The organism is Aeromonas sp. (assembly GCF_050633025.1).
Lineage (GTDB): Bacteria > Pseudomonadota > Gammaproteobacteria > Enterobacterales > Aeromonadaceae > Aeromonas.
This window is the reverse complement of record NZ_JBODRQ010000017.1, coordinates 19,147-38,547: the sequence shown is the minus strand read 5'-3', so window position 1 is coordinate 38,547 and position 19,401 is coordinate 19,147. Positions and strand designations below refer to the sequence as shown.

At 56.7% G+C, this 19,401-nt stretch carries 18 protein-coding genes and 1 pseudogene; 7 read left to right on the top strand and 12 right to left on the bottom strand.

Going from position 1 to position 19,401, the window contains the following annotated elements; translation table 11 throughout:
- Positions 1-13: 13 nt before the first annotated feature.
- The 4 genes and pseudogenes from ACRAUW_RS04305 to ACRAUW_RS04290 form a co-directional block, all read right to left on the bottom strand.
- A pseudogene (locus ACRAUW_RS04305) lies at positions 14-496 on the bottom strand (4a-hydroxytetrahydrobiopterin dehydratase); the annotation flags it as partial.
- A gap of 52 nt (positions 497-548) precedes the next feature.
- Positions 549-1,343 carry a phenylalanine 4-monooxygenase gene (gene phhA / locus ACRAUW_RS04300; protein WP_431361300.1) on the bottom strand — a complete coding sequence of 265 codons (795 nt, stop codon included), beginning with the start codon at positions 1,341-1,343 and terminating at the stop codon, positions 549-551.
- 199 nt (positions 1,344-1,542) lie between these two features.
- Positions 1,543-3,063 (bottom strand): amidophosphoribosyltransferase, encoded by a 1,521-nt coding sequence (purF, locus tag ACRAUW_RS04295; protein WP_431361299.1) that lies wholly within the window; start codon positions 3,061-3,063, stop codon positions 1,543-1,545.
- A 21-nt stretch (positions 3,064-3,084) separates the two neighbouring features.
- Positions 3,085-3,573, bottom strand: coding sequence for a CvpA family protein (locus ACRAUW_RS04290; RefSeq protein WP_431361298.1), 489 nt, complete (start codon positions 3,571-3,573; stop codon positions 3,085-3,087).
- Between the two features lie 8 nt (positions 3,574-3,581).
- Between ACRAUW_RS04290 and ACRAUW_RS04285 the strand changes: the two genes are divergently transcribed.
- The gene (locus ACRAUW_RS04285) at positions 3,582-3,758 is read left to right on the top strand and encodes a hypothetical protein (protein ID WP_156129969.1); all 177 of its coding nucleotides are present in this window, start codon (positions 3,582-3,584) and stop codon (positions 3,756-3,758) included.
- Between the two features lie 2 nt (positions 3,759-3,760).
- Here the strand turns inward: ACRAUW_RS04285 and serS are convergent, their stop codons facing one another.
- The 5 genes from serS to lrp form a co-directional block, all read right to left on the bottom strand.
- Positions 3,761-5,056, bottom strand: coding sequence for a serine--tRNA ligase (serS, locus tag ACRAUW_RS04280; RefSeq protein ID WP_431361297.1), 1,296 nt, complete (start codon positions 5,054-5,056; stop codon positions 3,761-3,763).
- 306 nt (positions 5,057-5,362) lie between these two features.
- Positions 5,363-6,700, bottom strand: a complete 1,338-nt coding sequence (locus ACRAUW_RS04275; RefSeq protein ID WP_431361296.1) for a replication-associated recombination protein A — start codon at positions 6,698-6,700, stop codon at positions 5,363-5,365.
- Positions 6,700-7,308, bottom strand: coding sequence for an outer membrane lipoprotein chaperone LolA (lolA, locus tag ACRAUW_RS04270; protein WP_431361295.1), 609 nt, complete (start codon positions 7,306-7,308; stop codon positions 6,700-6,702). The genes ACRAUW_RS04275 and lolA overlap by 1 nt, the downstream gene beginning before the upstream one ends.
- A gap of 80 nt (positions 7,309-7,388) precedes the next feature.
- The gene (locus ACRAUW_RS04265) at positions 7,389-9,908 is read right to left on the bottom strand and encodes a DNA translocase FtsK 4TM domain-containing protein (RefSeq protein WP_431361294.1); all 2,520 of its coding nucleotides are present in this window, start codon (positions 9,906-9,908) and stop codon (positions 7,389-7,391) included.
- 202 nt (positions 9,909-10,110) lie between these two features.
- Entirely contained in the window at positions 10,111-10,602 is a 492-nt protein-coding gene (lrp, locus tag ACRAUW_RS04260; RefSeq protein ID WP_005300047.1) for a leucine-responsive transcriptional regulator Lrp, read from the bottom strand.
- A 150-nt stretch (positions 10,603-10,752) separates the two neighbouring features.
- Between lrp and ald the strand changes: the two genes are divergently transcribed.
- The 3 genes from ald to ACRAUW_RS04245 all read left to right on the top strand — a co-directional run bounded on the left by ald (position 10,753) and on the right by ACRAUW_RS04245 (position 14,338).
- Entirely contained in the window at positions 10,753-11,868 is a 1,116-nt protein-coding gene (gene ald / locus ACRAUW_RS04255) for an alanine dehydrogenase (RefSeq protein ID WP_431361293.1), read from the top strand.
- Positions 11,869-12,054: 186 nt separating this feature from the next.
- Positions 12,055-13,005 (top strand): thioredoxin-disulfide reductase, encoded by a 951-nt coding sequence (trxB, locus tag ACRAUW_RS04250; protein ID WP_019445530.1) that lies wholly within the window; start codon positions 12,055-12,057, stop codon positions 13,003-13,005.
- A 100-nt stretch (positions 13,006-13,105) separates the two neighbouring features.
- On the top strand, positions 13,106-14,338 hold the full coding sequence (locus ACRAUW_RS04245) for a diguanylate cyclase (RefSeq protein WP_431361292.1): 1,233 nt from the start codon (positions 13,106-13,108) through the stop codon (positions 14,336-14,338).
- Here the strand turns inward: ACRAUW_RS04245 and ACRAUW_RS04240 are convergent.
- Entirely contained in the window at positions 14,332-14,802 is a 471-nt protein-coding gene (locus ACRAUW_RS04240; RefSeq protein ID WP_431361291.1) for a glycine zipper 2TM domain-containing protein, read from the bottom strand. The two genes, ACRAUW_RS04245 and ACRAUW_RS04240, sit on opposite strands and share 7 nt — an antisense overlap.
- A 19-nt stretch (positions 14,803-14,821) precedes the next feature.
- Between ACRAUW_RS04240 and aat the strand changes: the two genes are divergently transcribed.
- The 3 genes from aat (at position 14,822) to infA (ending at position 16,529) form a co-directional block, all read left to right on the top strand.
- Positions 14,822-15,529, top strand: coding sequence for a leucyl/phenylalanyl-tRNA--protein transferase (gene aat, locus ACRAUW_RS04235; RefSeq protein ID WP_431361290.1), 708 nt, complete (start codon positions 14,822-14,824; stop codon positions 15,527-15,529).
- Positions 15,526-16,242 carry an arginyltransferase gene (locus ACRAUW_RS04230; RefSeq protein WP_431361289.1) on the top strand — a complete coding sequence of 239 codons (717 nt, stop codon included), beginning with the start codon at positions 15,526-15,528 and terminating at the stop codon, positions 16,240-16,242. The genes aat and ACRAUW_RS04230 overlap by 4 nt, the downstream gene beginning before the upstream one ends.
- A 68-nt stretch (positions 16,243-16,310) precedes the next feature.
- The gene (infA, locus tag ACRAUW_RS04225) at positions 16,311-16,529 is read left to right on the top strand and encodes a translation initiation factor IF-1 (protein ID WP_005300033.1); all 219 of its coding nucleotides are present in this window, start codon (positions 16,311-16,313) and stop codon (positions 16,527-16,529) included.
- A 69-nt stretch (positions 16,530-16,598) separates the two neighbouring features.
- Here the strand turns inward: infA and clpA are convergent, their stop codons facing one another.
- Both clpA and clpS read right to left on the bottom strand, forming a co-directional pair.
- Positions 16,599-18,851: an ATP-dependent Clp protease ATP-binding subunit ClpA gene (clpA, locus tag ACRAUW_RS04220; RefSeq protein ID WP_033115165.1), complete on the bottom strand. Its 2,253-nt coding sequence runs from the start codon at positions 18,849-18,851 to the stop codon at positions 16,599-16,601.
- A gap of 59 nt (positions 18,852-18,910) precedes the next feature.
- Positions 18,911-19,228, bottom strand: coding sequence for an ATP-dependent Clp protease adapter ClpS (gene clpS, locus ACRAUW_RS04215; protein WP_005337111.1), 318 nt, complete (start codon positions 19,226-19,228; stop codon positions 18,911-18,913).
- Positions 19,229-19,401 lie beyond the last annotated feature (173 nt).

Here is a 19,401-nt window from a genome sequence, read left to right as displayed (position 1 = left end):
GGTGCGATTACCGGAGCAACTGATCGGTGCGCGCCGCCATGATGAAGTCGTTGCGGTGCAAACCGCCAATCTTGTGGGTCCACCAGCTGACGGTCACCTTACCCCACTCGGTCAGAAATGCAGAAAGGGGGATACTCCGACTCAACCTGTTCTCAGATTATCTGGGCAATTGGTCTGTACGCGCAGCCATGATGAAGTCGTTGCGATGTAATCCGCCAATCTTGTGGGTCCACCAGCTGACGGTCACCTTCCCCCACTCGGTCAGGATGGCCGGATGATGGAACTCCGCCTCCGCCAGCGCCCCCAGGCGGTTGGTAAACGCCAGCGCCTCCTTGAAGTTGCGAAACGTAAATTCACGCCGCAGTTGCAGCGCCCCCTCCTCCACCAGCGGCTGCCAGTCGGGGATAAGCTGCATCAGCTCGCGCAGCTCCTCATCGCTCACCTTGGGGGCATCGGCGCGACACGCTTCACACTGCTGGCTGGCCAGTTTGGACATGGGTTACTCCTGCTTGAATTAATGAAAATGAAATAGGGTTGTTTGCTTTTGGTCAGCTCGCCTGTTTGCCAGCGACAACCTCAAAACGTGGCGGATAGAGGCCAAGCCGACTGGCCTCGGCCAGAGCAGCCATGATCTCCTCCCCGGTCAGTTGGTAGAGATGGTCGAGACTCGGCAGCACAAAATAGGTGGGCTGCATGATGTCGATGCGATACCGGGTGCGCAGCACAGTCAGTAGATCGAAGGGTTGCAGCAGCGGTTTGCCACAGAGGGCATAGGCGGTCTCGCCGATGGAGGAGAGAATGCCGCCACCGTAGATACGCAGCCCGTCAGGTGTCGCCAGCAGACCAAACTCCACGGTGAACCAGTAAAGCCGCGCCAGAAAAACCCGCTGCTCCTTGCTCGCCTGTTGCCCCAACTGACCGTAGAGGTGGGTAAAGTGGGCAAATGCCGGATTGGTCAGCATGGCGCAGTGGCCGAAGATCTCGTGAAAGATATCGGGCTCTTGCAGGTAGTCGAGCTCGTCCCGGCGCCGGATAAAGGTCGCCACCGGAAACTGGCGATTGGCCAGCAGGGCGAAGAAGCGATCGAACGAGATCAGCGCAGGCACCGCCGCCACCGACCAGCCGGTCGCAGGCTGCAAGACGGCGTTGATCTCGGCCAGCTGGGGGATGCGATCACGGGGCAGCCCCAGCCTGTCGAGACCCGCCAGATATTCGTCACACCCCTTGCAATCAAGCGCCGCCAGCTGGCGTTCTATCAGGATCTGCCAGGTGCCATGCTCCTCATTGCTGTAGTGGATCACCCCCCGGGCATCCGGCTGGTGAACGGTATAACGGGTTGCCATAAGCGGTTCCATCCTCTGGCGCCTGGGTGAGCACCTTGCCATTGAATCACAGGAATACTGTAACGAACCGACAACAAAAAAAGCAGCCGACCCTGCGGTCGGCTGCCACTAATAGATGTAAATAAAATGTGACGTTCCAACTTAATACGCGAGAGAGATTCCACCGCCTCGCTATCGCCTGCGGCAAATCCGCAAACGTTTAACTGCCTTCGTTAAAAATTTCCAGATTGCTGGTGCCTTCCTGCCATTCACGCACCGCCTTGGTGTCATCGTTGCGCAAGGCATTGAGGTGATCCAGATAGGACTGGTCCACATCGGAGGTGACGTAGTGGCCATTGAACACCGAGGTCTCGAAGTGACGCAGATCCGGGTTGATCTCCCGCACGGCGGCTTCCAGATCTTCCAGATCCTGGAAAATCAGCCCATCAGCGCCAATCAGCTTGCACACCTCTTCCACTTCGCGGCCGTGGGCGATCAGCTCGTTGGCGGTGGGCATGTCGATGCCATAGACGTTGGGGAAACGAATTTCCGGCGCCGCCGAGGCGAAGTAGACCTTGGCTGCCCCCGCTTCACGGGCCATCTGGATGATCTGCTCGGACGTGGTACCCCGCACTATGCTGTCATCCACCAGCAACACCTTCTTGCCCTTGAATTCGGAGCTGATGGCGTTGAGCTTGCGACGCACCGACTTCTTGCGCTGGGTCTGACCCGGCATGATGAAGGTACGGCCGATGTAGCGGTTCTTCACGAAGCCCTGACGGTATGGCAGGTCGAGGGTGTGAGCGATCTCCAGCGCCACGTCACAGGAGGTCTCGGGGATGGGGATGACCACATCGACGTCGAGATCTTCCCACTCGCGGGCAATCTTCTGACCCAGCTTGCGACCCATGTTGAGGCGGGCGGCGTAGACCGAGACCTTGTCGATGCACGAATCGGGACGGGCGAAATAGACATATTCGAAGATACAGGAGCTCATCTGCGGATTTTGTGCACACTGCTCGGAGAAGAGCTGACCCTGCTCGGTGATGTAGATAGCTTCACCCGGCGCAATATCCCGCACAGTCTCGAAACCGATGGCATCGAGCGCCACGCTCTCGGAGGCGAGCATGTACTCCACCTGACCCTGCTCGTCCTGACGACGACCGAGGATCAGCGGGCGGATGCCGTTGGGATCACGAAAGCCGATGAGACCATGACCAATCACCAGTGAAACCACCGCATAGGCACCACGGATCTGCAGATGGGTTCTGCGTACCGCCTCGAAGATATCCGCAGGCGCCAACGCCATCTTGTCACAACAATCCAGCTCGTGAGCCAGCACATTCAGCAGCACTTCAGAATCCGAGGTGGTGTTGATGTGGCGACGCGCAACGCGGAACTGCTGCTCCTTGAGCTCCTTGGCATTGGTCAGGTTACCATTGTGAGCAAGCACGATACCGTAAGGAGAGTTCACATAAAAAGGTTGGGCTTCAGCGGCACTTGAGCTGCCTGCGGTGGGATATCTGACATGACCTATGCCGATGTTCCCTTGCAAACGCTGCATGTGGCGCACTTCAAACACGTCCTTCACCAGGCCATTGGCCTTGCGTTGCCGGAAGTTTCCACTCTCAATGGTCACAATCCCGGCGGCATCCTGTCCCCTGTGCTGCAACACCGTCAAGGCGTCGTAGAGGGCCTGATTGACGGGGGTGGTGCCAACTATACCGACAATACCACACATGTCTTTGCTACCTCGAAGTCACTATACCGGTTTAAGAAAACTCGATGAGTTCAACATGAACCCGAAAAACCACTGGATCACCGGCTTGAACTCCGGCACCAGCTTGGACGCCACCCACCAGTCGCTTTGGGAGAGGCTGGTGAAGGTATCCATGAAAAAAAGCAGGGCACTGACGATCAGCACCCCGCGAATTGCGCCGAAGCAGACTCCCAGCACCCGATCGGTACCCGAGAGACCCGTCTTGTCCACCAGCAGACCCACCACGTAGTTCACCACACTGCCCAGGATCAGGGTCGCCACAAACAGGGCCGCGATGGCCAGACCATTGCGCACCAGCGCATCGGAGAAGGAGGTGAAATAGACGGCGAGATCGGGATAAAAATGGCTGGCAATAAAGAAGGCGATGAACCAGGTGACAAGAGACATGGCCTCCTTGACGAAGCCGCGCACCAGGCTGATGAGAGCAGAAAAACCGACGATGCCGATGATGGCGTAATCAATCCAGACCATAGAAAAAGATGTCCTGCGAAATTGCCGCGCAGTCTAACAAAAACGATTGCGCATTGCTTGATAAAAATGTGTTAACTGTTCAAAGCGACGCCGAAAAGCCGCATTTTTTCAGCACTAAAACGGTTGTTCGGCGCCAGAATGCACAACGCCATGGCAATGCCATGGCGTTGTGGTCAGCGGCGTGAGCTTACCCGATGTGGGTCAGGCCGCCCATGTAGGATTGCAGCGCAGCCGGGATGGCGATGCGGCCATCTTCCTGCTGGTAGTTCTCCATCACGGCAACCAGGGTACGACCCACTGCCAGACCGGAACCGTTCAGGGTGTGCAGCAGCTGCGGCTTGCCGTCGATGCGCACGCGAGCCTGCATGCGGCGCGCCTGGAAGTCGGTACAGTTGGAGACGGAGGAGATCTCGCGGTAGGTGTTCTGGGCCGGCAGCCACACTTCCAGATCGTAGGTCTTGGCAGCGCAGAAGCCCATGTCACCGGTGGCGAGCGCCATCACGCGATACGGCAGCTCCAGCAGTTGCAGCACCTTCTCGGCGTGGCCCGCCATCTCTTCCAGCGCTTCCCAGGATTGCTCCGGGTGAACCAGCTGTACCATCTCGACCTTGTCGAACTGGTGCATACGGATGAGGCCACGGGTATCACGACCGTAGGAACCCGCTTCAGAGCGGAAGCAGGGGCTGTGAGCGGTCATCTTGATCGGCAGCTCTTGCGCGTCAAAGATCTCGTCACGGGCCATGTTAGTGAGCGGCACTTCAGAGGTCGGGATCAGGGAAAACTTGCGCAGTTTGCCCTCTTCTTCACCTTCGCCTTCGATACCGGTATTGAACAGATCCTGGGCAAACTTCGGCAGCTGGCCGGTACCGTACAGGCTGTCCGGGTTCACCAGATAAGGCACGTAGCACTCGGTGTAGCCGTGCTGCTGGGTGTGCAGATCCAGCATGAACTGAGCCAGGGCACGGTGCAGACGGGCAATCTGACCCTTCATCACCACGAAACGGGTACCGGAGAGTTTGACGCCATTCTTGAAGTCAACGCCCTTGGCCGCTTCGCCCAGATCGATGTGATCCCGTACCGGGAAGCTGAACTGACGCGGGGTACCCCAACGGCGCACTTCCACGTTGTCGTTCTCGTCACGGCCCACCGGAGTGGTCTCGCTCGGCAGGTTGGGGATGGCGTCGGCAATGGCTTTCAGCTGGGCCAGCAGGGCATCCAGCTCGACCTTGCTGGTTTCCAGCTCGTCGTTGATTTTGGAAACGATGGCCTTGAGCGGGGCAACATCTTCACCACGACGGGCAGCTTCACCGATGGATTTGGAGCGGGCGTTGCGCTCGGCCTGCAGCTCCTGGGTACGGGACTGCAGATCCTTGCGTTTCTCTTCCAGAGCGTTGACAGCCGCTACGTCCAGAACGTAGCCACGTGTCGCCAGACGAGCGGCAGCCTCTTCGATATCGCTGCGCAGATATTTGGGATCCAGCATGGTTTACCTACTTTTTTAAAATGGGATCTGGGCCTGAGTCGTCATGACGGGCTGGGAAACAGATCCGGAAGTTAACATCGGTTGGCGCACCCCAATCGTCTTCAGAATCGGGCCTTAACAATCAGGCCTTCGAGATCAAGAAGATGGCGCAAGGCCAAGACAAGCGGGGTCAGACGGGCAGTGTAGCAGACCGCCCCCCCGCCCGAACAGGGACTATTTGTGTCGTTTTTACCGACTTTGGCACACAAACCGTCCTGCATATTCAAACGCCGGACCAATTTTCAGCCATGCGAGGTAACAAAGGGGCTATTTGCCCCGTTGCTGCGAACTCTGCATGTCCAGCTCATGAAGATATTCGAGCTTCTGGCCGATCTGCTTTTCAAGGCCGCGATCGGTGGGCTGGTAGTACTGTTTGCCGGCAAGCTCGGGCGGGAAATACTGCTCGCCTGCGGCATAGGCGCCCGGCTCATCATGGGCATAGCGGTACTCGGCGCCATAGCCCAGATCGCTCATCAGTTTGGTCGGTGCATTGCGCAGGTGCACCGGCACCTCGAAGTCAGGGAGGTTTTTGGCATCATTAAGCGCCGCCTTCCAGGCGGTGTAGACCGCATTGCTTTTCGGGGCACAGGCGAGATAGACGATCGCCTGGGCGATGGCCCGCTCCCCTTCCGCCGGCCCGATCCGATGGAAACAATCCCAGGCAGATAGCGCCACCTGCATGGCACGGGGATCGGCATTGCCCACATCTTCCGAGGCAATCGCCAGCAAGCGGCGGGCAATATAGAGGGGATCGCAACCGGCGCTCACCATACGGGCGTACCAATAGAGCGCCGCATCCGGCGCCGAGCCGCGAATGGATTTGTGCACCGCCGAGATGAGGTCGTAGAAGTGATCCCCCCCCTTGTCGAAGCGGGCCACGTGCTCCCCCACCACGGCAGCGAGCAGGGCACTGTCGATCACCCGGGCTCCAGTGCTGTCGGTTTCGGCCATGTCGGCCAACAGATCCAGATAGTTGAGGGATTTGCGCCCGTCCCCATCCACCGCCTTGGCCAACGCCTCTTTGACGCCGGGGGCGAAGGTGAGTGCCGGATCATGGAGACCACGGGGATCGGTCATCGCCTGATCGAGCATGGCGAGAATATCGCTCTCCTCCAGTCGCTTGAGCAGATAGACCCGGGCTCGTGAGAGCAGTGCGTTGTTGAGTTCGAACGAGGGGTTTTCGGTGGTGGCACCGATAAAGGTGATGGTGCCATCTTCGATGTGAGGCAGGAACACATCCTGCTGGCTCTTGTTGAAGCGGTGCACCTCATCCACAAACAGAATGGTACGCACCCCGCGCCAGCTGTTCTCTTTGGCCTTGTCGATAGCGGCGCGGATCTCCTTGATACCGGAGGTGACCGCCGAGAGTCGCTCCACTTCCGCCTGACAGTAGTGAGCCATCAGCTCCGCCAGCGTGGTCTTGCCGGTCCCGGGTGGCCCCCACAGGATCATCGAGTGGCAGTGACCCGCCAGAATGGCTTTGCGCAGGGGCTTGTCAGCCCCCAGGATATGTTGCTGACCGATATACTGGTCGAGGTTTTGCGGCCGCATCCGGGCCGCCAGCGGACGAAAGTCCGATGAGAAATCCAGCGACAGATTGCTCATCAGCGCTGATCATCCAGTTCGACCCCCTTCGGGATCTTGAAAACAAATTCGTTGCCCTTGAGCACCGGCTTGCGGTTGAAGCTGCTCAGGGTGAATTCGCTCCACTGCCCTTGCGCCTCTTTCACATCGAAACGACTGATGTTGTCTTGTCTGTCGAAGGTGACACGGAAGGAGGCGATCAGCTCATCCTTGTTACGGCTGGTGACGGTGTAGACATCTCCCTCCTGGGTCACGTCATAGTTCTTCCAGAACTTGTCGTCATTGCCAGCGATCAGAATAAAGGGGGTGTTGAGCACCGCATCTTTCAGCTTGAGGGCGGTCACCTGCTCGACGAAAAGATCATAGACCCAGACATCCTGACCATCGGCCACGATCAGGCTCTCGTCCGGCGAGGTGGTGTGCCAGTTGAAACGGTTTGGCCGCTGCACCAGCAGGTCACCGCTCGCCTTTTGCAGCTCTTTGCCCTTGCTGTCATAGACGGTCTGGGCAAATTTGGCGGAGAAGAGACTGACACCCGCCAGCTTCTGTTTGAGATCACTGGCCGCATCGGCCCACACCTGGCTGCTGGCCATCAGCAGCACGGTACCCATCAACAGTTGTTTTTTCATCACGCTCTTCATAAAGACGCTCTCGATAAAAGGCCACGCCCGCGGAGGGCATGGCCAGGGATAGTATGAAACGGTGAGGCTTAGTCCCGCACCGGCGGCGGTGCCAGCACATCGCGCTGACCATTGCCACCCGGTGAGCTGACGATGCCCTGATCCTCCATCTGCTCGATGAGACGGGCTGCCCGGTTGTAACCAATCTTGAACTTGCGCTGGACGCTGGAGGTCGAGCCACGGCGTGACTCCACCACAAAAGCGACCGCTTCGTCGAACAGGGGGTCGAGCTCTTCATCGCCACCACCGCCATATTCGCCGCTGCCACCTTCGCCACCCGACTCACCGGAGAGGATCTCCTCGATGTAGTTCGGCTCGCCGCGCAGTTTCCAGTCGGCCACTACCTTGTGTACCTCGTGGTCATCGACAAAGGCGCCGTGCACCCGGGTCGGGTTGGAAGTACCGGCCGGCATGTAGAGCATGTCGCCCATGCCGAGCAGGGATTCGGCGCCGCCCTGATCGATAATGGTTCGGGAGTCGATCTTGCTCGATACCTGGAACGAGATGCGGGTCGGGATATTGGCCTTGATAAGACCGGTAATGACATCCACCGATGGGCGCTGGGTCGCCAGGATAAGGTGAATACCGGCGGCACGGGCTTTCTGGGCGATACGGGCGATCAGCTCTTCCACCTTCTTGCCAACGATCATCATCATGTCGGCAAATTCGTCCACCACCACCACGATGTGGGGAAGCTTCTCCAGCTCTGGCGGCATCTGATCCATGGAGTCACCCGGGCGCCACAGCGGATCCAGCAGGGGGTCTCCCTCCTCGATGGCCGCCAGTACCTTGTCGTTGTAGCCCTTGAGGTTGCGCACCCCGACTGCAGACATCAGCTTGTAACGGCGCTCCATCTCGCCCACACACCAGCGCAGGGCGTTAGCGGCGTCCTTCATATCGGTCACCACTTCGGTCAGCAGGTGCGGGATCCCTTCGTAGACGGAGAGTTCCAGCATCTTGGGATCGATCATGATAAAACGCAGATCGTCCGGCGAAGATTTGTAGAGCATAGAGATGATCATGGTGTTCACCCCCACCGACTTACCGGAACCCGTGGTACCTGCCACCAGCAGGTGCGGCATTTTGGCAAGGTTCACGACTACCGGCTCGCCAGCGATATCCTGACCCAGCCCCATGGTGAGCGGGTTGCGGCTATCGCGGAAGGCATCGCAGTCGAGGGTTTCGCGCAGGTAAACGGTCTGGCGTACCCGGTTGGGCAGCTCAATACCAACGAAGGTCTTGCCCGGGATCACCTCGACCACCCGCACGCTGCTGGCCGACAGAGAGCGGGCCAGATCGCGGGACAGGTTGGTGATCTTGCTCGCCTTCATGCCAGGCGCCAGATCCAGCTCGAAACGGGTAATGACCGGGCCCGGATAGACGCCGACCACCTTGGCCTGCACGTTGTAATCGGCAAGCTTGGCCTCCACCAGACGGCCCATCCGATCCAGCTCATCCTTGCTCATCATCTGGGTCTTGGCAGGCGGTCTGTCCAGCAGTTCGATGCTCGGCAACGGGGGCAGATTGGCCTGTATGCGGCGCTTGGGCCTGAGCGGTGCAGCTGCAATCGGTGCGGCGACCTCATCGTCACCCTCGGCCCACGGCAGATCGAGCTCGTCCTCATCATCCTCATCGGCCACCGCCAGTACCGGTTGACGGCGACCGTTGGCAGCCGTCACTGCACGTTTAGGCTTGGCCGCCGCTGCCGGCTCGTCATTTTCATCATCATCAAACACGGGATCAAATTCGAAGGTATCGTCATCGAGTTCCGGCAGCCACTCTTCAGCAGCAGCCTTCTGGTTCTTGGCCTTGGGCTTGCGAGTCCAGCTACTGTGCGGCTCATCTTCTTCGTCATCAAACGCGATGGCCCCTACCCCACCTTCCAACAAGGGATCCGGTCCCTCGCTGCGGGGTTGACGCCAGCCACCGGTCAGCCAGCGACCGAGGGTGGTCGGGAAGTGATAAACAGCACTGACCGAACCGGTGCAGGCCGCGCCGAGCTGCTCGACGATGGTGAGCCAGGACCAGCCGGTAAACAGGGTAATGCCAGTTGCCACGAAGCAGAGCAGCATCAGGTTAGCTCCGACACCACCAAACAGCGGCACCACCACAGAGGCGATCACATCCCCCACCAGACCACCGGCGGAGAAATTCTGCATATCGTTGAAGTTCATGCTGGCAATGGCCGACATGCCGAGCACGGTCAGGATAAAGCCGATGATCCGCACCCCCAGAGTGAGGTAATCCACATCGAGCAGACGACTTGGCCGCCAGAAGAGACTCCAGCCCAGCAACACCACCAGCGGCGGTACCAGATAGGAGAAGGCTCCAAAGGTAAACATGGTGATATCGGCAAGCCAGGCACCGGTACTACCGGCGAGGTTCTTCACCTCCCCTTCCCACGAGGTCTGGGACCAGCCGGGATCAGCGGGGTGATAGGACAACAGGGCAAGCAGAAGATAAGCAGCCATCAGGGTGATGGCGATCAAGACGGCTTCGAAGATCCGTTGTGTACCTGATAAAGGAGTAAACAGCTTTTTATCGGCCAAACTCCGGCTCCTTTCTGAAAACATGTAATGCAGGAAATAAGGGGGCCTAGTATCCCCGAAAAGCCCCTCGATTGTCAGCCAGAGCCTGATGGGACGGGGCCAGATTTGCAATCATCTTGACAAGAAGAAACGAGCGGACCGGCCGCTCGTTTCTGACTGTCGCAGTGTCTCATATGGAAAAGATACCACGGCATAATCTGCTTTATCGGGTGCTGATCACCAGACGGCTGCTCTGCTTGACCTCCTCCATCACCACGTAGGTGCGGGTGTCATTGACCCCCGGCAAGCGCAGCAGGGTCTCACCCAGCAGGCGGCGATAAGCCGACATGTCGCTTACCCGGGTCTTGAGCAGGTAGTCGAAATCACCCGAGACCAGATGGCACTCCTGGATCTCCTCGAGCACCTGAACAGCCTTGTTGAACTGTTCAAACACATCAGGCGCCCCGCGATTGAGGGTTATCTCTACAAACACCAGCAAAGACGCGTCCAGATAATGAGGGTTCAAAATCGCGGCATACCCTTCGATATACCCTTGTCGCTCGAGGCGACGAACCCGCTCCAGACACGGTGTAGGACTCAGGCCAACTCGTTTGGACAACTCAACATTCGAGATCCTGCCATCCTTTTGCAGTTCGTTAAGAATGTTGCGGTCAATCCTGTCCAAATCCTTTAGCCGACTCTTAGCTTCCATCATTTTAATCCATCCTTTGGCTATTTTTTGGTAAGAATCACCATTCATTTTATAATTATGGTCACAAATCCTGTCAATACCTGAATATACTAGGCGCAAATGTTGATTAACATTTTGGCAACATGAAACACCAATCGATAGACGAGGGATAGCATGATTATCGGTGTACCTAAAGAGATAAAAAACCATGAATACCGCGTAGGCATGGTTCCGGCCAGTGTACGTGAACTGACAGCACGAAACCATACTGTTTTCGTCCAAAGCGGTGCCGGAAACGGCATTGGCTTCAGCGATGCAGATTATATGGCTGCTGGCGCCGAAATTTTGACCTCTGCAGCAGAGGTTTTCGCCAAAGCCGAGATGATCGTCAAGGTCAAGGAGCCCCAGCCTGTCGAGTGTGCCATGCTGCGACCGGGTCAGACCCTGTTTACCTACCTCCATCTGGCACCGGATTTGCCACAAACCGAAGCATTGCTGAAAAGCGGCGCCATCTGCATCGCCTACGAGACTGTCACCGACGGCCGTGGCGGTCTCCCACTGCTGGCCCCCATGTCGGAAGTCGCGGGTCGCATGTCCATTCAGGCAGGTGCCCAGGCGCTGGAAAAATCGCGCGGTGGAAGTGGGGTTCTGCTCGGTGGCGTGCCCGGTGTCGAACCGGCCAAGGTGGTGATCATCGGTGGCGGTGTGGTCGGGTCCAATGCTGCTCGCATGGCCATTGGCCTGCGCGCGGATGTGACCATCCTCGACAACAACATCGATACCCTTCGCCGTCTCGATAACGAGTTCCAGGGTGTAGCCAAGGTGGTCTACTCCAACAGCGAGACGCTGGAGCGCCATCTGCTGGCGGCCGATCTGGTTATCGGCGGCGTGCTGGTACCGGGTGCCACAGCGCCAAAACTTGTCCGCCGTGACCACATAGCGCGCATGAAGCCGGGTTCTGCCATCGTCGATGTGGCCATCGATCAGGGCGGCTGTGTGGAAACCTCCCACGCCACCACCCACGAGGATCCCACCTTTATCGTTGATGAGGTAGTGCACTACTGCGTGGCCAACATGCCGGGGGCGGTGGCCCGCACCTCGACGGTGGCGCTCAACAATGCCACTCTCCCCTTTATCATCAAACTTGCCCAGCAAGGGTATCGTCAGGCACTGCTGAGCGATCCCAACCTGCTACACGGCCTCAACGTGATGGAGGGCAAGCTCACCTGCAAGGAGGTTGCCGTGGCTCATGGCCTTGCCTACACAGATCCCCTGACCCTGCTGAACTGATCTGCACTGGTCACGGCCAGCTGGAGATGAGTGAAAATCCGCCCGCGATGGGCGGTTTTTTTATCCCGTTATTTCACACGGCCACATCTTGCGCACACGATTAATGCAATCGCCTCGCCAGCCTTTGACCCCGGATCACGAATTACCTACAATCGCGCAAACTCATCTCGTCTCGGAAATCACACCATGAGCCAAGTCACTCACAGCAAATTGCTGATCTTAGGATCAGGCCCGGCCGGTTACACCGCTGCCGTCTACGCCGCCCGCGCCAACCTCAATCCCCTGCTCATCACCGGTATGCAGCAAGGGGGTCAGCTGACCACCACCACCGAAGTGGAAAACTGGCCAGGTGATCCGGAAGGGCTGACAGGCCCGGCCCTGATGGAGCGCATGAAAGAGCATGCAGAGAAGTTCGACACCCGCATACTGTTTGATCACATCAACAGTGTCGAACTGACTCAGCGCCCATTCCGCCTCAAGGGCGACAACGGCGAATACACCTGCGATGCCCTGATCATCGCGACCGGCGCTTCCGCCAAGTATCTGGGTCTGCCCTCCGAAGAGGCCTTCAAGGGTCGCGGTGTCTCCGCCTGTGCCACCTGTGACGGTTTCTTCTACCGCAATCAGGAAGTGGCGGTGATCGGCGGCGGCAACACAGCCGTGGAAGAGGCGCTCTATCTGGCCAACATCGCCAAGAAGGTGCACCTGATCCACCGCCGTGACGAGTTCCGTGCCGAGAAGATCCTGATCAAGCGTCTGCACGACAAGGTCGCGAGCGGCAACATCGTGCTGCACACCCACCAGACTCTGGACGAAGTGCTGGGGGATCAGATGGGGGTCACCGGTGTGCGCCTGCGCAACACCCAGGACAACAGCACCAGCGAGCTGCCGCTGATGGGCGTCTTCATCGCCATCGGCCATCAGCCCAACACCCAGATCTTCGATGGCCAGCTGGAGATGCAAAATGGCTATCTGAAGGTACGGGGCGGCCTCGACGGTTTTGCCACCCAGACCAGCATTGAAGGTGTCTTCGCTGCCGGCGATGTGGCTGACCACAACTACCGCCAAGCCATCACCTCTGCCGGTACCGGCTGCATGGCGGCCCTCGATGCCGAGCGATATCTCGATGCGCAATAAAATCGCTCAGCACTAACCGTGCTATGACGGGCAAAAGGTATACTCTGCTACACCTCTTGCCTTATTGGATAGAAGGCCACTCTTGCAGGTAACTCACGTAATGAACAAACTGCTTCTGGTGGAGGATAGTCAGACCATCAGCCGTATGCTGGCCCAAGCCATCCGTCAGCATCTCAATCTGGAAGTTGAGACTGTCTATACCCTGGCCGAATGTCTGGCCAAGTCTCATGACGACTATTTTGTTGCGCTGGTCGATTTGACATTACCCGATGCGCCAAATGGCGAAGCGGCCAGTGCATTACTGGCTCGCGAGGTGCCTGTCATTATCTTGACCGCCAACCTCAACGAAAACTCCAGACGCTACTGGCTCGAACAAGGGGCTCTTGACTACATCATCAAGGATTCCCGCTTCAGTGCCCAATACACTGTCAGCATGGTGAGACGTCTCTCCAATAACCGCTCGACCGAGGTCATGGTCGTTGATGACTCCATGATGTCGCGCCACCATATCGCCAGCTTGCTACGTCGCCAACTGTTGACCGTCTATGAAGCCGAATCTGGCCAACACGCGTTACAACTGCTCAGGGAACATCCAGCTATTCGCCTTATCGTGACAGATTATCTGATGCCACAGATGGATGGCATTGAGCTGGTTCGGCGGCTGCGAGATCTCTTCGATAAACAGTCGCTGGCCATTCTTGGCCTCTCAAGTTCGGAAGACAAAACACTCTCAGCCCGATTCATCAAGCTGGGGGCCAATGATTTTTTGAGCAAACCCTTCACTCCCGAAGAGCTATACTGCCGGGTTGGCCATAATCTGGAAACGCTGGAGCTGATGGATACCATTCGTGATACAGCCAATCGCGACTATCTCACCAATCTTTACAACCGCCGTTTCCTGTTCGAACACGGTAACAAATGGTTGAAAGAGCAGTCCAAGCTGACAGCATGTTTGCTCGATATCGATCACTTCAAGCGAGTCAATGACCTGTATGGACACCACATTGGCGATACTGTACTGAAACTGGTCGCAGGGAAATTAAGGGGATACTTCCAGGAAGAGCTTGTGGCCAGAATCGGTGGAGAAGAGTTTTGCATTCTCAGCAAACAAAAAAGCTTCTCGTACTTGCTTGAACAACTCGAGCAGTTCAGAGTCGCAATATCCAAAGAGGTGATCAGGGTAGATAACACCACCTTTTCGGTAACCATCAGCTTTGGTATCACCAACTGCCCGGCTAAAGAGCTAGACACCCTGCTCAACGATGCAGACCAGCTACTTTATCAAGCCAAGCACGCCGGACGCAACTGCATCATGCAACGCGAACCTCAATAGGTTTTATCTACCCGAACCCCATCATCGAAATAGAGAATGCGCACCTTGTCCCCATTAGCAAAGACCATGGCGGGATCATAATCCTGGATCACGTTGACAAGGGCATTCTGCTCGTTGCGGATCAGCAGCTCCACCAGCTTGTTTTCCACTACGGTTCCCCCTGACTGGTATTGCTGCGCCGCAGCGGCCCCGGCCAGCGCCCCGATGGCGGTGGCAATTTCACGGCCATGACCACCACCAAACTGGTTGCCAAGCAAGCCGCCCAGTACAGCCCCGCCCAGGGTTTTCCAGCCGGAACGTTCCGACTCCAGGATCTGGCGCTGGGTGATATTGCGCACCGTTTCGACCTGGCCAAACACCACCTGATTGACCGGGCGGGCCGTGTTGCGCTGGTACACCTCTGCCCCAGCGGGCACAGTGACAAAGCAGAGCAAGCTGGATACTATCAGGATAATGGCCTTCATCTACAAACCTCGTTGCCTTATGTCTCGCTATCTCACTCAACTGGATGATGAGCTCTGCTGGTTTCCCGACCCCTCGCATGCCCTGGAAGAGCCCAACGGTCTGCTGGCGATCGGCGGGGATCTTTCCCCTGCCAGATTGCTGGCAGCTTACCACAAGGGGATCTTCCCGTGGAACGACCCCCATCAGCCAACCCTTTGGTGGTCACCAGATCCGCGCGGTGTGATCCGCCCTGATCAGCTGCATGTGGGGCGCACCTTGCGGAAGATTATCCGCCGTACCCCATTCGATATTTCCGTCAATCGCGCCTTTAATGAGGTAATCAATGCCTGCGCCGCGCCTCGTCGCACTGCCGATGGTACCTGGATCAGTCAACCCATGATTGAGGCCTACCAACAGCTGCACCGTCTTGGCCATGCCCATTCGGTCGAGATCTGGCAAGAGGGAAAACTGCAAGCGGGCCTTTATGGCCTGTCGATTGGCCGGTTGTTCTGTGGTGAGTCCATGTTCAGCCATATCGATAACGGCGCCAAGCTGGCTATGGTGGCACTCTGTCGCCACTTTGCTCGGCACAGAGGCGCCCTTGTCGACTGCCAGATGCAGAATCCGTTTCTGGCCACGCTAGGTATTGAGGAGTGGCCAAGAGCACGCTTTCTGGCCGAGCTGGCGCGCCTTGGCCATCAACCACTGTTGGCTTCCTGCTGGCAAGAGGGGGAGATCAGCCTATGACTGAAGAAGTGATCCTTAAAGTAGGGCTGACTCCCAAGCATCCCTGCAGTTATCTGGACCATGAACAGGAGCAGTTGCTGGTGCTGATGGATCACAATCTGCTCAACGCCAACGGTTACGAGCGATTGTTGACTGCCGGTTTTCGCCGCAGTGGCAACGACATCTATCGCCCCCACTGCCCGGCGTGCCATGCCTGTCAGTCCCTTCGAATTCACAGCGAGCGCTTTCGCCCCAGCCGCGGCCAAAAGCGGATCCTCCAGCTCAACAGAGATATCGAGATCGTCCTGAGCTACGACGACAAGCCCGAGTATTACCTGCTCTACGAACGTTATATCCGCGAACGCCATCACGATGGCAGCATGTATCCCCCCAACCGCAGCCAGTATCGTGGGTTTCTCCATTGTGACTGGATGCCGCCGCTCTACCTGGAGATGCGCAAAGATAGCCGCCTGATCGGTGTCGCCACCACAGACCTGCTGCCCCACTCCTTGAGCGCCATGTACACCTTCTTCGATCCAGATTATGCCGATCGCTCCCTGGGCACCTTTGCCATCCTCTGCCAGCTCGATCTGGCCAGGCGCACCGGGCGAAGCTGGCTCTATCTTGGCTATCTGGTAGAGGCGTGTCGCAAGATGAATTACAAACGCAATTACCTCCCTCATGAGCTGTTAATTCAGGGGGAATGGAAAAATATCGACACCAAGCCCGAGTAAACTTTACACATAGCCTTAAATCCGGCATGATCCAGCGGTTTTTTGTTGTGGCTTATCAAGAGGATTCAATGGCTAAAGAAGACAGTATTGAGATGCAGGGCACTATTCTCGAAACCCTGCCCAATACCATGTTCCGTGTGGAACTGGAGAATGGTCACGTGGTTATCGCTCATATTTCCGGCAAGATGCGCAAAAACTACATTCGTATCCTGACTGGAGACAAAGTAACGGTAGCACTGACTCCCTACGATCTCTCCAAGGGACGTATTGTTTTCCGCTCTCGCTAAGCCAGGAATTCAGCAAAAAACCCCAACCTTTCGGTTGGGGTTTTTTGTCGTTTTCTAAATTACGGTTACTTAGTGGGAAACAGCTTCAACATTGACCTGAAAATCAAAGCTGAGGCTGTCATTTACCAGCTCAACCTTCACAATTCCCCCATCAACCAGTGAGCCAAACAGGATCTCGTTAGCCAGCGGTTTCTTGAGGTGCTCCTGAATGACCCGACCCATAGGTCTGGCCCCCATGGCTCTGTCATACCCCTTCTCGGCCAACCAGTGACGAGCACGCTCGGATACTTCCAAAGACACCCCTTTCGCATCCAGCTGTACCTGCAACTCAACAATGAACTTGTCGACTACCTGGTGGATCACCGTCATATCGAGATGGTTGAACCAGATGGTGTGATCAAGCCGATTGCGAAACTCCGGACTGAAGGTCTTGTTGATCACCGCCATAGCATCGTGGCTCAGATCCTGCTGCTGGAAGCCAATCGACTTGCGCTGGGTCTCCTGCACACCGGCGTTGGTGGTCATCACCAGAATGACATTGCGAAAATCCGCCTTGCGCCCGTTGTTATCGGTCAGGGTGCCGTTGTCCATCACCTGCAACAGCAGGTTGAACACATCCGGGTGAGCCTTCTCAATCTCGTCGAGCAACACCACCGAGTGGGGATGCTTGATCACCGCATCAGTCAGCAAACCACCCTGTTCAAAACCGACGTAGCCGGGAGGCGCGCCAATCAGGCGAGATACGGTATGGCGTTCCATGTATTCGGACATATCAAAGCGCAGCATCTCCACACCCAGCGCCTTGCCCAACTGCTGAGTCACCTCTGTTTTACCGACACCGGTGGGACCGGCAAACAGGAAGCAGCCAACCGGACGACGCTCATTACCCAAACCTGAGCGTGACAGGCGAATCGCATCTGTCAGCACCTCAATGGCCTTGTCCTGACCAAAGACCACCATCTTCAGATTTCGCTCCAGGTTCTTCAGCACCTCTTTATCCGAGGAAGAAACTGATTTCTCCGGAATACGGGCGATCTTTGCGACAATGGCTTCAATCTCCTGCACATTGATCACTTTCTTACGCTTGCTCGCCGGCAACAACCGCTGGCCAGCCCCCGCCTCATCGATCACATCGATTGCCTTGTCCGGCAAGTGGCGATCGTTGATGTACTTGGCGGACAGTTCTGCCGCAGCGCGAATCGCCTTGGCGGTATAACGCACCCCATGGTGAGCCTCATAACGACTCTTGAGACCCATCAAGATACGGGTAGTGTCATCCACAGTCGGCTCGGTGATATCGATCTTCTGGAAACGACGAGCCAAGGCTCGGTCTTTTTCGAAGATCTGGGCATATTCCTGATAGGTGGTGGAGCCGACACAACGGAGCAAACCATTGGAGAGCAGCGGTTTGATAAGGTTTGCGGCATCCAGCTGGCCACCTGACGCAGCACCTGCACCGATGATAGTGTGGATCTCGTCGATAAAGAGGATGGCCCCTTCCTGCCGCTCAATCTGCTTGAGCAATACCTTAAGGCGCTTCTCGAAATCGCCGCGGTATTTGGTTCCAGCCAGCAGAGAGCCCATATCCAGCGAGTAGATGGTGCTACCGGCAATCACCTCGGGCACATCGCCTTTGACAATACGGTAAGCCAGACCTTCCGCAATGGCAGTCTTGCCCACACCCGCCTCCCCCACCAGCAGCGGATTGTTCTTGCGGCGGCGGCAAAGTACCTGGATGGTACGATTGAGCTCCTGATCACGACCGATCAGAGGATCGATACGCCCTTCAAGCACCAACTGGTTCAGGTTGGTGGCAAAGCTCTCGATCTGGGCGGCGGAGACATCATCATCAGATTCCGGATTGTTATTGCTGACATCCGGTTTGCTGTCTTTGCGCACCCCGTGGGAGAGGAAATTCACCACATCGAGGCGGCTGATCTCGGCTTTTTTCAGGAAATAAGCAGCCTGAGACTCCTGCTCGCTGAAGATGGCGACCAGTACATTGGCACCACTGACTTCGGTATTGCCGGAGGATTGCACATGAAAGACGGCACGTTGCAGTACGCGCTGGAAGCCCAGAGTCGGCTGGGTTTCCCGATCTTCGTCATCGCGTGGAATAAGCGGGGTTGTTTGAGTGATGAATGCGCGGATCTCCTTGCGCATCTGCTCGACATCGGCACCACAGGAGCTCAGCGCCTCATGGGCTGAGCTGTTATCCAGAAGGGCTAACAACAGGTGCTCGACAGTCATGAATTCGTGGCGCTCGTCACGAGCCAGTTTGAAAGCCTCGTTCAGCGTCTTTTCCAGATCTTTATTCAACATAGGCACCTCCCCTAGTACAGCTACAATGTGGTGTCACACTCGCCATCAAGTCATCAGATTCAAGCCTTTTCCATAGTGCATAGCAGTGGATGTTCGTTGTTACGTGCATAGGTGTTGACCTGGACAACCTTGGTTTCGGCGATCTCTGCGGTAAACATGCCGCAGACACCCTTACCACTATAATGCACACTCAGCATGACCTGAGTCGCCTTGTCCAGATCCATACCAAAGAACTTTTGCAGCACCTCCACCACGAACTCCATCGGGGTGTAGTCATCGTTGTTCAACACAACTTTATACATGGGTGGCGGCTGCAGCTTTGTTTTCTCTGCTTCTGCAATCTCTTCATTAGCAAAGAGTTCTTTCTGCTTGCTCATAATCGCGCTTTGGTACCTCTAGATTACTACCGTCTCACACAAGCTTGTCAATAGACTTGTTAACCAGATCACATCAGTTGTTAACAACTCCTTGACTCGCTCAAAAGTTAGACTAGATTGGTTACTTGCTAATCTGTGCCCGTCTGCTATGGGCTCATGTCCCTAGTTATAAT

Bases quoted from the DNA above. Each gene is read 5' to 3' on its own strand.
- phhA (WP_431361300.1), bottom strand. From the start codon at position 1,343: ATGGCAACCCGTTATACCGTTCACCAGCCGGATGCCCGGGGGGTGATC.
- purF (WP_431361299.1), bottom strand. From the start codon at position 3,063: ATGTGTGGTATTGTCGGTATAGTTGGCACCACCCCCGTCAATCAGGCC.
- ACRAUW_RS04290 (WP_431361298.1), bottom strand. From the start codon at position 3,573: ATGGTCTGGATTGATTACGCCATCATCGGCATCGTCGGTTTTTCTGCT.
- ACRAUW_RS04285 (WP_156129969.1), top strand. From the start codon at position 3,582: ATGTCCTGCGAAATTGCCGCGCAGTCTAACAAAAACGATTGCGCATTG.
- serS (WP_431361297.1), bottom strand. From the start codon at position 5,056: ATGCTGGATCCCAAATATCTGCGCAGCGATATCGAAGAGGCTGCCGCT.
- ACRAUW_RS04275 (WP_431361296.1), bottom strand. From the start codon at position 6,700: ATGAGCAATCTGTCGCTGGATTTCTCATCGGACTTTCGTCCGCTGGCG.
- lolA (WP_431361295.1), bottom strand. From the start codon at position 7,308: ATGAAAAAACAACTGTTGATGGGTACCGTGCTGCTGATGGCCAGCAGC.
- lrp (WP_005300047.1), bottom strand. From the start codon at position 10,602: ATGATGGAAGCTAAGAGTCGGCTAAAGGATTTGGACAGGATTGACCGC.
- ald (WP_431361293.1), top strand. From the start codon at position 10,753: ATGATTATCGGTGTACCTAAAGAGATAAAAAACCATGAATACCGCGTA.
- trxB (WP_019445530.1), top strand. From the start codon at position 12,055: ATGAGCCAAGTCACTCACAGCAAATTGCTGATCTTAGGATCAGGCCCG.
- ACRAUW_RS04245 (WP_431361292.1), top strand. From the start codon at position 13,106: ATGAACAAACTGCTTCTGGTGGAGGATAGTCAGACCATCAGCCGTATG.
- ACRAUW_RS04240 (WP_431361291.1), bottom strand. From the start codon at position 14,802: ATGAAGGCCATTATCCTGATAGTATCCAGCTTGCTCTGCTTTGTCACT.
- aat (WP_431361290.1), top strand. From the start codon at position 14,822: ATGTCTCGCTATCTCACTCAACTGGATGATGAGCTCTGCTGGTTTCCC.
- ACRAUW_RS04230 (WP_431361289.1), top strand. From the start codon at position 15,526: ATGACTGAAGAAGTGATCCTTAAAGTAGGGCTGACTCCCAAGCATCCC.
- infA (WP_005300033.1), top strand. From the start codon at position 16,311: ATGGCTAAAGAAGACAGTATTGAGATGCAGGGCACTATTCTCGAAACC.
- clpA (WP_033115165.1), bottom strand. From the start codon at position 18,851: ATGTTGAATAAAGATCTGGAAAAGACGCTGAACGAGGCTTTCAAACTG.
- clpS (WP_005337111.1), bottom strand. From the start codon at position 19,228: ATGAGCAAGCAGAAAGAACTCTTTGCTAATGAAGAGATTGCAGAAGCA.